The organism is Zavarzinella formosa DSM 19928 (assembly GCF_000255705.1).
Classification (GTDB): Bacteria; Planctomycetota; Planctomycetia; order Gemmatales; family Gemmataceae; genus Zavarzinella; species Zavarzinella formosa.
Map to the genome: position 1 here is coordinate 64,940 of NZ_JH636439.1, position 12,313 is coordinate 77,252.

11 protein-coding genes and 1 pseudogene are annotated in these 12,313 nt (G+C 62.3%); 4 read left to right on the forward strand and 8 right to left on the reverse strand.

What is annotated here, in order from left to right:
- Nucleotides 1-89 precede the first annotated feature (89 nt).
- The gene (locus tag BGIM_RS0101145; RefSeq protein ID WP_157368549.1) at nt 90-380 is read right to left on the reverse strand and encodes a hypothetical protein; all 291 of its coding nucleotides are present in this window, start codon (nt 378-380) and stop codon (nt 90-92) included.
- Between BGIM_RS0101145 and BGIM_RS0101150 the strand changes: the two genes are divergently transcribed.
- Nucleotides 370-696, forward strand: coding sequence for a hypothetical protein (locus BGIM_RS0101150; RefSeq protein ID WP_157368550.1), 327 nt, complete (start codon nt 370-372; stop codon nt 694-696). The genes BGIM_RS0101145 and BGIM_RS0101150 overlap by 11 nt on opposite strands.
- A gap of 16 nt (nt 697-712) precedes the next feature.
- On the opposite strand, the gene BGIM_RS48105 is transcribed toward BGIM_RS0101150, so the two are convergent.
- The 7 genes from BGIM_RS48105 to BGIM_RS0101185 are packed head-to-tail and all read right to left on the reverse strand — an operon-like array spanning nt 713 to nt 10,914.
- Nucleotides 713-2,266 carry a permease gene (locus BGIM_RS48105; protein ID WP_020467972.1) on the reverse strand — a complete coding sequence of 518 codons (1,554 nt, stop codon included), beginning with the start codon at nt 2,264-2,266 and terminating at the stop codon, nt 713-715.
- A 25-nt stretch (nt 2,267-2,291) separates the two neighbouring features.
- Nucleotides 2,292-3,242 (reverse strand): AAA family ATPase, encoded by a 951-nt coding sequence (locus BGIM_RS0101160; protein ID WP_020467973.1) that lies wholly within the window; start codon nt 3,240-3,242, stop codon nt 2,292-2,294.
- A complete protein-coding gene (locus BGIM_RS0101165; RefSeq protein ID WP_029629627.1) occupies nt 3,239-5,560 on the reverse strand; it encodes a transglutaminase-like domain-containing protein in 2,322 nt (773 codons plus the stop codon). Before BGIM_RS0101165 ends, BGIM_RS0101160 begins: the two co-directional genes overlap by 4 nt.
- A complete protein-coding gene (locus tag BGIM_RS0101170; protein ID WP_020467974.1) occupies nt 5,550-6,935 on the reverse strand; it encodes a DUF58 domain-containing protein in 1,386 nt (461 codons plus the stop codon). The genes BGIM_RS0101165 and BGIM_RS0101170 overlap by 11 nt, the downstream gene beginning before the upstream one ends.
- 33 nt (nt 6,936-6,968) lie before the next feature.
- Entirely contained in the window at nt 6,969-8,381 is a 1,413-nt protein-coding gene (locus BGIM_RS0101175; RefSeq protein WP_020467975.1) for a YncE family protein, read from the reverse strand.
- Between the two features lie 34 nt (nt 8,382-8,415).
- Nucleotides 8,416-9,810, reverse strand: coding sequence for an outer membrane protein assembly factor BamB family protein (locus BGIM_RS0101180; protein ID WP_020467976.1), 1,395 nt, complete (start codon nt 9,808-9,810; stop codon nt 8,416-8,418).
- 21 nt (nt 9,811-9,831) lie between these two features.
- Nucleotides 9,832-10,914, reverse strand: a complete 1,083-nt coding sequence (locus tag BGIM_RS0101185) for a DUF1559 domain-containing protein (protein WP_020467977.1) — start codon at nt 10,912-10,914, stop codon at nt 9,832-9,834.
- A 138-nt stretch (nt 10,915-11,052) separates the two neighbouring features.
- On the opposite strand from BGIM_RS0101185, the pseudogene BGIM_RS68625 reads away from it, so the two are divergent.
- The 3 genes and pseudogenes from BGIM_RS68625 to BGIM_RS48110 form a co-directional block, all read left to right on the forward strand.
- Nucleotides 11,053-11,519: pseudogene (locus BGIM_RS68625) on the forward strand (CobW family GTP-binding protein); the annotation flags it as partial.
- A gap of 134 nt (nt 11,520-11,653) precedes the next feature.
- The gene (locus BGIM_RS68630) at nt 11,654-11,935 is read left to right on the forward strand and encodes a hypothetical protein (protein ID WP_449355837.1); all 282 of its coding nucleotides are present in this window, start codon (nt 11,654-11,656) and stop codon (nt 11,933-11,935) included.
- Nucleotides 11,917-12,313, forward strand: a 397-nt coding sequence (locus tag BGIM_RS48110) for a helix-turn-helix domain-containing protein (RefSeq protein ID WP_020467979.1), incomplete at its 3' end; no start/stop codon positions are given. The genes BGIM_RS68630 and BGIM_RS48110, both read left to right, overlap by 19 nt.

Sequence of the window (12,313 nt, forward strand, 5' to 3'; positions counted from 1 at the left end):
ATTGTCGAGTCCGTCCGGCGGATCATTGAAAAGGTGAATGTAACAATTTCTTCAGGATAAACACAAGAGGAAAATTCGTGAAGATCCAATTAACTTGGAATTTGGAAACAATATTTGGCCAGGCCTGCTTTCAAAGGGCACGGGGCATCCGCGACGTCCTGCCGGATGGCGTCGGCTTGGTCTTCGGGAACCGGCGTCGTTTCCTCGGTGGTGGAACTGGCTTGGGCGCGGCTTCTTCCCGACAGCACAATGATCAGACCAATCATGGCGGTGATGGCCAGATACTCGGCCAGAATCGGCGCGGGCCTCAGCGAAATGTCGGGATCAGGCTTGTGCCCTTCGGAAAGGAGCAGGCAGACCAGCGTCAGGATGGTGGCCACGATCGCGGCCAGCGCAAAGAACACGGCCTTCCAGCTTGACACCGAACGGAATCGGGGGGACGCGGTTTACGAAAAGCTGCTTGAACTATTGCGAAATGGCGATGACGAAGAGCGGGAACTCGCGGAGGCTCTCCGACAGCAGATCGACCGATACCGGTCGGCGGGTGATGAGTTACTGTCGCAAGACAACCGCGAGGGTGATCTGGAGCGTTACCATCGCACGGTCAACCCGCTCCTGCGTCACGCAGCTGGCGGGTGTGAGAAGCTCCGCGCGGCAAACTTCCGGGCGATGAGGCAAACCGGTGGTCAACATTGACCTCACTCGCGTTCCGTCATTTGTCCATGAACGCGGCATAAGCATCGCGGCATTTGCGGTGAGCGGCGGAGACCACCGCGACCAGTTGCCTGGCCCCGGCCGGATTGTCGGCCAAAAGCGTGTCACGAAGTTCTTCCAGGCATTCCCGCAGGTCTTCGGTGGCCTGGCCAGCCTCTTTGTCCATGCGGCCGGTGCGGATGAACACGCCCACCTGAAGCTTTCGGGTCAGCAGATCCCAGTGCTGGATTTGCCGGATGGCTTCTTCCTTGTTGCCGGTGTTCACGGCTGTCATGGCCTCGGCTCTCACTTGGGCGATTTCGTCAAAGGTCGCCTGCGGGGCCGGGTAGTAAATGAACAGGGCCGCGATGCTAAACGCCACCAACCCCAGCAGGGCGAAGATTCCCAACACCGGGCCGGGAACCTGCCTGTTCAATAACGACGTCGGACGGCCGGAGACCGGAGGCCGGCGAACCAGCCAGCGTTCCAGGCCGCCGGCCCGGTCGAGTCGCCGGGCGAGCCATCCGACAACCATCAACAACGCCAGCCCGCCGACGGACACGGGTTCCAACACCTCGATTTTCTGAAGCAGTTTTTGGCGAACCTCGGCCCAGCCGACGCTCGAATCCGCCGGAAACGGACTCGTCCATTCGTCGAACGCATGGGTGTGGCTGGCCTCCTCATGGGCAAAATACAGGGTGCGTTCGGCGACATAGGCCAGTCCGACGGTCATTGCCATGATGACCGCGAACCAGACCGTCACCCGCCGCACGCCGTACAGCGTCGCCATCCAGACGAACAAGCCGGCGTTCACGCCGATGCCGAGTTCAAACAGGGCGAAGGCCGCCCCGGCCGAGTTGCCATGCTCGAAGATCAGACCCAGCCGCATCATGCCTTGAAGCGGCCCGGCATACAGGGGAGTGGCGATCGCGGTCATCAGGAGCGGCGAGGTCGGATCGTCGTGGCGCATCGTGTGACTCAGGCAGCCATGCGGCAGCAATCCGGACGCCAACCCGGTGACGGACACCCCCAGAAGCACGTAGAGCATCGCGGGCCGGACGGATTCCTGCCCGGCGGTGATGAGAACGGACAGAAGCCGTTTCAGACCGGGGGCGGGAAGCGTCTCCGGCTCCGGCGGCGGGGTGTCCTCCGCGCGGGCCAGAAAGAACTCCCACAAGGCCCCGGCGGTGACGGCCATCATCAGCGAACCAATGGCGAAGCAGATGATCACCATCGGTTCCGAGAGCGTCAGGCCGTACAGCAACGAGAGGGGATTGATGTGCGGCGCCGCCAGCACGAACGCCAGCACGGTTCCGCTGCGCACGCCGCACCGTCGCATCTCGCAGGCAATCGGAATCACCCCGAGCGAACACACCGGCAACAGCGTGCCGACGCCCCAGGCCCGGAGCAACCCCCTGGCGCCGAAACCGCCGAACAGCTTGCGGACGCCCTCCGTTCCGAGCATTCGCCGCATCACTCCGACGACCAGCAGGCCGCACAGCACGGTCATGGAGGCTTCAATGGCCGCCTGGGCTGTTCGCAGCAGAATGCCTTGGAAAATTGCTTCGTTCATAATGTTTCCGCCAGTTTGGGATGATTCAATCAGGCACAGGCACGGATCGGATGATTTGATCAAGGACGCCGGCCAGCGCGTCCGGCGGGAGGCCGAGACGTACTCCCAGCACGTCCGGGGCGACTTCTTGAACGTCGTCCGGCGTCACAAACGGCCGCTGTTTCAAGAAAGCCCAGGCTTGGGCCACGCGCTGCCAGATGAGCAATCCGCGTGGACTGAGCCCGAGCGGGATGCGAGAATGCGAGCGGGTGGCCCGGCCAAGATCCACAAGGTAGCCGCGCACACCGGGACTCGCCACAATCGCGGCCACCTGTCGCTGGAGCGATTGGAGTTCCCCGGGTTTCAGCGAAGGCCGGGGCGGTGACTCGTCCCGTCCTTCGCCGACGGCCTCCGCAAGCAAAGCCACCTCGTCCTCCCTTGCGGGATAACCAATCGAGAGTTTCACGGCGAAGCGGTCAAGCTGGGCCTCCGGCAGCGGATAGGTTCCGTGATGTTCGACCGGGTTTTGCGTGGCGATCACGAAGAACCCGGCCGGGAGCTCATGCCGCCGGTTGTCCACGGTCACTTGCCGCTCGGCCATCGCCTCCAAGAGCGCGCTTTGGGTTCGCGGGGTGGTGCGGTTGATCTCGTCCGCCAGCAGCACGTCGGAGAACACCGGGCCGGGTTGAAACTCGAACTCCCGTGATTTCTGGTTGAAGATGTCAAATCCGGTCACGTCGCCCGGGAGCAGATCCGGCGTGCATTGCACGCGGGCGAAGCGGCCGCCCATGGCTGTTGCCAGGGCTTTGGCGAGCGTCGTCTTGCCAAGGCCGGGCAGGTCTTCGAGAAGCAAGTGACCGCGGGCGAGCAAGCACGCCAGCACTTGTTCCACCACCCGGGATTTTCCCTTCAGGGCGGCGTTCAGCGCAGCCCGCAATTGATCCATCGGCCGGGAAGCGGCGGCAGGGGTCTTCACGGATTCGGCAGTCAGTGTCACGCAATAACCTCTTCAATGTTCGATGTTTCTCGCCACCGGCGAACGGTCCATGCACGCACGACGTCCCGGCAAACCTGTCTGACTTCATCGACCGGCCACGGAGCTGGCAGAGGGCCGGCATACGCCGCCCATTCAATGATCCGTGACAGTTGGATGAGTTCTTCGTGCCCGGTCCTGCGAAGCCAGACGGCCTGCGTCTCCGAACCGGCACGTGGTTTCCCGGCCCACCCGCCCCGGCGTTCAAGCAAACGGACCGTATCAGTCACATTGGCCCGCCAGTCGGTGACCGGGATGAAATGCCAACGCCACACCGCGAGGCGATCACGCAGACGCCGCCGGAACATGAATCCCAAAAGCGCCATGCCGATGCCGATGCCAATTTCGATGGCATGTTCTTGAGCCCATGTTCCCAAGCGGGAGGCTGCGAGGAGCAGTCGTTCCGACAGGGATATTTCCGGGGCGAGCGTGTGATGGCCGGGCGTTGATTCGAGAACCAGCCAGTCCCCGCCCGGGAGCATCACCTCGGCCCAGAAATGCAGGTCTTCCCGGACGACGGGGGTGTGTCGGGTGACCGGATCATATGCCTCGGGTGACACATAAAACCCGCTCACAAGGCGGGTCGGATAACCCAGCGAGCGAACCAGAATCGCCGTCGCCGAGGCGAACAGATAGTCCGGTCCGCGACGGGAGTGAAACAGAAACTCCCCGAGCGGATCACGCGGGTCGGTGGCTTTCGCTTCCACGGCATATTCGCTTTTCAGCCGGTCGATGATGGCGGCGATTTGCGGCCAGCCGGGGGGGAGCCCGCGCGTCCACTCACGGGCCAGCGCCGGGATTTCCGGGGACAAGTCCGGCGGCAGGTCGGAATGGAGAAACCGCTCTCCCACCCGCCCGACGGGGAAATTGACAGTGACAAGCTTCTTCGGCTCGACAACCCGGCACTCGGTTTCCAGCACCGTCCCGGCGGGAGCGTTTCGTTCGGCAAACCGCAGGATGCGATCCTGACCCCAACCGTAAAAATTCGGATCATTGACCATCGCCACCCAAAATCTCGTGGTGTGCGGCGGCGTCGGCAGGAACGGTCCCTCCGGGGCGGTGAGCTTGAAACGATGCCGTTCGGGCGGGGCAAACGCCTCGGGCGGCTCGCGAGAGACCACCCGCATCCAATGGCCCGTTTCTTCCTTTTCCAAAAGCACCTGGCGTACCCCGGCGGGAGCCTCCCGCCAGACCCGGCCGTCGAAACCGTCGTAGGCGGTCAGCCGCAGATGAAGGGGCGTGCGGCCTTCGACCTCGAACATCGCCCGCGCGGTCCGGTCGCTCATGTCGCGGTTTTGGCGGGGGGCGGTCCGGCCGGCGGCAAACTCCCGGTTCGGCCGGAGATTGTCCGCCGGCTTTTTCTGTGATTCCAGTGCCTTCATCGTGAGCGGATCAAGGGCGATGGAGCGTTCCTGTTCTTGGATCTTGTACGGTTCGCCGTACATGTCGCTGATCAGGTCATAAAGGCTGGGCAACGGCGTGTCGAGAAAGGTGTCCGACTGGGTCATGCCGGTGCTTTTCGGGCTTTTGCCCTTGGTTTCATCGTCCCCGTCGCCGATTCCGCCTCGGGCAAACGGATCAAAGCCGCCGGTCCCGCCGGAGGTGGGGAATAACTCCCCCAATGTCCCGGCGATTTGTTGCGGTCCGACAAACGTCAAAGCTATCACGCCGCCAACGACGAGCAAGCCGAGAGCGAGGGCCAGTTTCGGCAGTGGAGCCGGTCGGCCGCCGGAAACATCGAGCGAGAGGGCGTTGTCGCCGGCCACAAAGAATTGCCTCAAACCGGACCAGTGAACGGCGGCAAGCCAGACGCTCCCTGCCGCGCCATACAGGCCAAGCACAGGCATTGTTCCCCGATGGTTGGTCATGATGACCGCGAACAGCATCAGGAACAGGCTGGACACACACGCCAGCCGAAGGCAAAGACGCCAGCCCGCGCAGGCCGCGAAGCCGAGGGCCATGTTTCGGAAGCCAGCGACCATTTGCAGTTCCAGCGGATAACCGGCGCCGGTCCAGTCACGCCGGAATGGTTCGATGACAAAGGGCAACGCCGCCAGCCCGAGACACGGAAAAATGATCCAACGCGGCGGGGTGGCCCGGGAATTCGCCGGCAACGGAATAAATCCGTTGATGATGACCGCGAGCGCGACCCAAGCCATCGCCAGGCCGAGGCTTTGCGACACGGGACGCAAGTCATCGGCCGCGATCTCGGTCGCCATTGAGGCCAGGACGACCAGCGCGAACGTCAGCCGCCGGACAAAGCGATCGGTTTCAGGAACCATGCCGGGCCTCCCCCCAGCCATCCCGGAGCCGGGATGAAATCTGTCCGGCGTTTTCGATCAGCAACCACGGCCGAATCGGAAGCGCGGGCTCAGTCTCTCGGTCGGCGCCGCCCGCGAATCCCGCCCGTTGAAGAATGACGAACCGATGCGACCCGGAGGAGGCGCCGGCCAGAGTCGTCAAACCGGCTTCCGTGGTCACGACGATTTGCACGCCATCCCGCGACTTGTGACAGGCCGGACAGGAGAGAACATGATTCAAGGTTTCGGAAACGGTGTCGGGGACGGCGGCCAGAGCATCCATCATGCGCGTCAACTGCCCGGACCCGGACGCGGGCATGATCTCCGTCCCGGCCCATGACACCCCCACTTTTGCCCCGGATTCCAGCCAGCCTTTGGCCATGCTGGCGACAATGCGAATCGCCCATTCCCGCGAGCCGTCCGGCCCCGCCCCGGCGTGAGAGGCCGGGTCCGCATCCAGAATCAGTTGAATGACCGGGCGGGCCATCGATTGAAGTTCGCAGACGATCAACCGGTCATGCTTCGCCGATTGCGCCCAGTGGATTCGGCGAGGCGAATCGCCCCGGCGATAGGGACGAACGCCCGTCACGTCGCCGTGGCCGCCGACTTTGTTCCGCGAGACGTTCCCGTCGCACGCCTCGTCGCGGTTGTCTGCCGGAACAGGACCAACGGGCATTGTCTTTGGCCACACGATCAGCGAATTCTCGACGGAGATGGATCGCTTCGACTCCCACAGCCCAAACGGGAATCCGGTCGTCAGGGAGGGGACGCGAAGCGGATACGACCCCCGGCAGGCGGGAATGAATTCCCATCGACATGATCCCGTTCGCCTCGGCGGGGCGTTGGCGATGGTCGCCACGGGAGATTCGGAGTCTTTCGCCTCAAACCCGTCTCGGATTGCCAATCCCCACGCGGCCCACGGCAAGTGGTTGCGAAGCGTCAGTCGAACGACAACAGGTTCGCCCTCGACGGCCCGCGTCCGGTCGAACCCCAGCTTGGTTGAAATTCCCCGGAGACTGACCCACGGCCAGACAACCCCGAGCAGAATCACCAGCGCCAGACTCCCCGCCAGCACAAACCCCTGCGGATGCAGGAACAACCCGCACGCCAAGGCCGCCGAGACCGCCGCCAGCAGCACGCCCAGGGGGTTGTAAAACACCCGCCGAAACCGGGCGCTAAACTCCGGGAACAAATCATGAGTCGCCAACCGCCGCATGACGGACGAGTCTGCGGGATGTTGTTGCTTGGTGGCGATGGAGCGCGCCTTCAACACCATCGCATCGTTTCCGGGCTGGAACACGGGAGCGATTTCCGTGACATTCCAGGCGGCCGAATTTTGTGGTTTTGTCCGGGGCATGTTTCTTTCCGATTGATTTGAGATGATCACACATCAGTCGTTTGTCTCCAGCGCCCCGATGGCGACCACGGTCGTCGGCGCGCCTCCCACGGCAAACGTCGTGACAATCTCCAGTGTCTTCAGGGACAGCACGCTGACGGAACTGTCGCCGGGATTGGTGAAGAACCCGAACCGGCGATCGGCGTCGAACGCGATGCTGTGGTGGCCGAAGTGACCCTCCACGCAACTCTTGCCGACCTTCAAAGTCTTCACGACCTTCGCATCGGCAAACCGGCCGTCGCCGTCCGGGTCGAGGGCGACAATCTCCAGCCAGTCCTGGACGTCCACATCCTTGGCGTGGTCATGGAACAGGAATGCATAAACCTTCCCGTCCGGCCGGGTCACGATTTCCGGAGTGGTGGCTTGGGAACCCTTCTTGACGGCGAGGGGAACGAACAACGGTTTCGGGTCCGCTTCCTTCGCGTTCAGAATGACCAGCGAGGAATTCTCCTCCCTGCCCGTCGTGAACACCACATGATGGCCGGCCTTGGAGAACGCCCCCGTGCGCCGGGGCTTGTCACCGTCTTTTCCAAGCGGAATGTGACGAACCTTCACGTCGGCGGGCTTTTTCACGACGGCCGGGTCGGCGTCCGTCCAGCAAATGCCGTCCATCGGGGCGAAGAACACCTTGCCGGAATTCTCCGTCGCTCCATGGATGCCACCGGTTGGCAGATGAAAGGAATAAGCGGGTTCGCTTCTCCCTTTGCCCGTGATCGGCGTGACATCGACCCGGCCTTTGTTCGGCCCTCTGCCGTCGATCCAGCATGAATAACCGGCCTTGTCGTCGGCGACGGCCAGCGTGATATGGTTGCCGCCACCCGCGAGGAATTGCGGTTCGGGCTTGGTCACCTTGCCGCTGTTATCCTCGTATTTGGCCGGGTCGATCCGCGTGTACCCGTTGAGCCGGTCGTTGGCGAGGAAGAACCGGTTGCCATAGACGTAAAGGTGGGCCGGGTTGCCTTGTGATTCATCCAGGCGATGATCCCACAGCACCGGCTTGCTCATGAATCTCCAGTGGCCGTGGTCGCCATGATCCACGTAACGCACCCCCGGATGGATGAGCATCCAGCCGCTTTGAAACTTCCCCTCGCTTTCGTCCCGCACGCCAACCATGACCAGTCCGCCGACTTCCTTCATCTGGACAAGTTTCTGTTTCGCGGCATCCAACTTCGGCAGGCCCGGCACCTCCTGCAACGGGTCAATGGAGAACTGACTCTTCTCATCGAAACGCACGTCGGCCCATTTCAGGCTTGCCGTCGGGTGGTCTTGAATGACCAACCGCACAACCGGCGGGGCCTTCTTTGGTGTTTCGTCGGCCGTCTTGCTTTGGGTGACAACCGGAGCGGCCCCCTGCTGGCAGCCGATAATGGCCAATGCCGACAAGATTAGGAGTGAACGTGTTTGCATGTGTTGTTCCTCAAAGGATGTTCGGGATGAATGATCACCGTCGTGAGATGGTTTTGGGATCGCGGACACAGATCAATTCCGTTCCGGTGCGGATGAAGAACGTCCCCTCGACGGCGGCGACACCGTACACCACGTCCCCGACCGCCGAGTGGCGGGTGGCCTCCAGTTCCTCCTTGGACAACGGCGGACCACCGCCCGGTCCCTTCCCCTCGGGTCGTGCCGGGGCTTTCGCGGCGACGGCTTTCTTCTCCGCCTCCTTGCGGGCGTCGAGGTCGTCTTGGTTCCACAAGCGGTTTGAGGCGATTTTTTCGTACTTCGAACCGGCCTTCAGGATCGTGGTCATGCCGTCTTTGCCAAAAAAGTAAATCGCGTCCCCGGCGGCGACCGGCGTCGCCCAACACTGGTTGTCCAGTCGTTCGGAATACCGTTCCTCTCCGGTCTTGAGATCGACGCAATAAACGACACCCGTCTTGGTCACGAAGTAAACATGCCCCTGATGAATCAACGGGCTGGCGTGATGACAGATTGCCTTCTTTCCCTGCCAGACGAGCTCGTAACCCGGCTCATTCCCGGTCAACAGCAGACAGCAATTCGATTTGGCGGAGGCGACCAGGTCGGGGTTCATCCGGTTTTCACCGGCCCCGATGATGACGCGGTTTTCATGAACGGTCGGCGAGACGATGTTGTTCCCGGTCAGCCCCTCGTGAGTCCAGAGAATTTTTCCGGTGTCGGTATCGTACGCGCTGAGCGTGCCGCCGCTGGAAACCAGCGCCATCGGCTTGCCACCCCGCGTGGTCACCACCGGAGTGGTCCAGGAAGTCTTGCTCGGGCGATCCGTCTTCCAATGGTTTTTGCCGGTCTTCTTGTCCGCGGCGAGCAGATAGGAAGGGCCGGCGTGATCAACCTGCACGATCACCGTCCCGGCCGTTTGGGCCAGTGAACTGCCCAACCCGTGGTTGTTCTTGAACTCGCCGTATTCTTTCACCAGCGAGCGTTGCCATTTCACCTCGCCCGCGTGATTGAGACCGACGAGGTCGCCGCCTTCAAAGAAGGCGTATACCCCGTCCGCATCGACAACCGGCGTCGGGGCGGCCCGGCTCATCATGGGGTTGTTGCGTCCCTTCTGGCTCGCGGCGAATTCCTTTGTCCACACGGCCGTGCCGGTGTTCGCATCCACGGCGACGAGATGGTATTTCTCCTTGTCCTCGCCCTCCACGGCCGTCACATACACGCGATTTCCCCACACCACCGGAGCCGACTGGCCATACCCCGGCAGCGAGGTTTTCCACGCGATGCCTTCCTTTGCGGACCAGCTCACCGGCAGGTGTCGTGCCGTCGAGAGTCCCGTGCCGTCTCCGCGAAAACCGGGCCACGCCTGGGTCGCGGCAGGGTCCGCGCCCAGCAGAAGTGACAAAATCAGAGCGTGCATGGCAATTGTTCTCCGTTGGGGTTAGTAGTTGCCACCGTTGACCTCACCGCCCGCCCGGGTCGCCAGGGCGCGCCAAGTGTCGATGCTGATCGAGTTGCGGACGAACCGCACGCTGCCGTCCGCCAGGGCCACGTTCACCCCGCCCGAGAAGGGGCTGCGAGAAGTGAGCCAGCCCTGCCCGTGGCCGCTCAGGTCGGGCGTTGAGTTGTTCGGCGTCATCGCCGCGCAGAACCCGTTCGTGTACGGCTGGCCCCAGATCCACGACCCGCCCCGGTTCCCCGTCCAACTAGTCGCCGTGTTCGCCTCCGTGGCGGCGATGGGCGGGTTCAGCCCGCCCGGCGCCGCCGAGACCGGGCTGCGACCGGAACTGACGGCCGCGTAGAGCCGTTGCCGCTGGTTGATCGTCAGGGACGTCAGCGGCGTGCCGGCCAGGCTGGCGTTCGGGCCGCGGAGAATGTCGGCAAACATCAGGGTGTTCGACGTGCCGTCCGTGATGTCCGTGAGCCGGACTTGGGAGCCGATCCAGAACAGCCCGTCGGACGGAAATCGGATGTCGGTTCCGTTTGACTTCTGCGAGTTGTTTGCGGCGTAGTTGGCGTCCAGACCACTGCCGATGTTGGCCGCGTAGTTGGTGCCGGCGTGGGGGTAACCCCCGGACATGATGGTGCACACCGGGTCCTGCCCGTCCGCCGGGTTGAGGAAGGTCTTCACCGAGGTCACGGCGGTGGGGGCGAGAGCCGGGTTGAAAGTGCCGCTTGGCGGCGAACCCGTGAACAGTAATTGGGAAACCGGATCAAACTGCCGGCCAAGCGGCTCCTGCTCAATGTGCGGCAAGAGCTGGGCATGGACGGAGTAGCAGTACGAAGTCGAGCCGGAAGCGGGCGGGAGATATCCCGGCAGGTTGCTTCGGGCATTTTCGTAGTTGTGTGCGGCGAGGGCCATTTGCTTGAGGTTGTTCTGATCGCTCATCCGGTTGGCGGCCTCCCGGATCTTTTGCACCGCCGGCAGGAGCAACCCGATCAGAATGGCGATGATCGCCATCACCACCAGCAATTCAATCAACGTGAAGCCACGTCGGTCAACGGTCGCATGAGGCGTCGGCACGATTGTTTTCTCCTTCGCAAAACCACTCAAAAAACAGCGATGTCTTTGGTTTTACAATGTCATATCAAAAGTTATACGAAGTAAATTAAACTGTGGTTCTCCGATTTTTCCACCGTTTCTGACAAGCGAGCCAGCGCCATGAAGAGCAATGAGCGAAACACCGTCCCGAAGAAACTGCCGGTCATCGTGCTCTCGGGATTTCTCGGGGCGGGAAAGACCACCCTGCTCAACCACATCCTGGCCAACCGCGAGAGAGGCGGGTGGCGGTGATTGTCAACGACATGTCCGAAGTGAACATCAACGCGCAGTTGGTGAAGGCGGGGTCGGCTCTCAACCGTGTCAAGGAGCGATCGGCGGAGTTCACCAACGGGTGCATTTGCCGCACTCTACGGGAGGACTTGCTGCTGGAAATCACCAAACTGGCTGGCGAGGGAAAATTCGATTACCTGCTCGTGGAATCAACCGGTATTTCCGAACCGTTGCCGGTGGCCGGGACTTTTACGTTTGCGGACGAATCCGGCAACTCTCTGTCAGACAAGCCGACGCTGGACACGCTTGTGACCGTCGTGGACGCCGTTGCGTTCCTGAAGGAATACGCCGCCGCGGGCGGGGCCAGTCGGATTCAACCGGCCGGTTTTGGTGGGCTGCCGTTCCCAACGAAGATTGGCCGACGGATCAGGAAACGCTTGCGGCCATCGAAGAAAGCTGGCGGGAACCATACGGTGACCGGATCCAACAAATGGTCTTCATCGGCCTTCGGATGGATCGCGAAAAGCTCACCCGAGAACTAAACGCCTGTCTGTTGACAGATGTCGAGCTGAGTCGGGGCCGTCCACTTGGAAGAAATTCCCAGCGCCGTTCGGCCAATGGGGGATCGTCGAGGAGAACACGACGATCTCCCATTGGCCGCAACACAAATCAGTCACCAGAACGTGATGACGGCAAAAAAACGAGGACGGGAAACCTAACTAAGCAGCTAGCCGGGGATGGGTATAATGTTTCATGTTGCACCTTCACCTGACTGAGACCCAACGAATCGAATTGCGGGCCCTGCGTCGAACCAATCTCGCGGCCGTGTCCCGAAACCGGCTGGAAATGATTCTGTTGTTCGACCTGGGCTGGTCGGCTCCGCGGATTGCCAAACACCTCGGCTGCCACCCGCACACCACCCGCTCCGCGCTCAAGGGATTCCTTGCCCGCGGAACGGCCGCGTTCCCCCCCGAGTTGCCCGGTCCCGAACCGGACCACGCCCGCCGCGAACGAGTCACCGGGCGCCTGTCCGAACTGCTGAGTCAGGAACGGACCTGGACCAGCCGGCAACTGACCGAAACCCTGGCCTCCGACGGTCTCGCCATCGGCCGCCGCCAGGTTCTTCGTTACTTGGGGTTGTTGAAGGCCG